Here is an 842-nt window from a genome sequence, read left to right as displayed (position 1 = left end):
CATCACTAATCTGACTAGAGTTTCCTGCATGAATGACTCCATCTTCTTTAAACACAGTTTTTAAACCGCCAAGAGCTTCAACAGATGTGTCCGACCGCGGTCCGGCATCCTCTGAGACAGTAACAGTTTCGCCGTCTGGCAAATTGACTTGAACAGGAACAATCTCTTTTGAAAAATAGCAATTGGCTTGCGCCTTCAATGCTTTTTGATGACTTTCATATGAAAATTGGTCCAATTCCTCTCGAGTTAATCCGTATTTTTCAGCTATTCGTTCTGCTGATAAGCCCTGATGAATCATTTCATGCTGGTCCATCAGCTTGTCACTAAATGGAACCCCCTGATAGCTGGAACCAATTGGTACACGTGACATATTCTCAACCCCGCCAGCAATGACAACATCCATATCACCAGCAATTATCGCCTGGGCAGCAAAATGAACAGCCTGCTGGCTTGAACCACATTGACGATCAATGGTCGTGCCTGGGACCTCAATTGGAAAACCAGCAATGAGAGAGGCAACTCTTGCAATATCGCCACTTTGTTCTCCAATTTGAGACACACAGCCCAAGATAACATCATCAATAATCGCTGGATCTATTCCTGCTCTCTCTATTAATGCCTTTAATGCCTCAGCAGCAAGATCATCCGCTCTAAAATCATTAAAAAATCCATTTCTTCTGCCTACTGGTGTTCGAACGCCTTCCACAATAACCGCTTCCCGCATCCTTTCAACCCCCTATTGACTGATAAATCTAATTTCCATTCATTGTATTCAATCTCCTGCTTAGAAATAGACTTATTTAGCAGACTTTTCATTCTACATAGTTTTTATCGTACTCGAT

At 42.4% G+C, this 842-nt stretch carries 1 protein-coding gene; it reads right to left on the bottom strand.

Going from position 1 to position 842, the window contains the following annotated elements:
• Nucleotides 1-724 (bottom strand): thiolase family protein (locus V7149_RS24050; protein WP_335348098.1); only part of this gene is annotated, 724 nt, incomplete at its 3' end.
• Between the last annotated feature and the right edge of the window lie 118 nt (nucleotides 725-842).

The sequence above is a fragment of the Bacillus sp. JJ1503 genome (assembly GCF_036965125.1).
Lineage (GTDB): Bacteria > Bacillota > Bacilli > Bacillales > Cytobacillaceae > Cytobacillus.
Note: the sequence above shows the minus strand (reverse complement) of the source record. Positions and strands in the feature narration are given on the sequence as shown.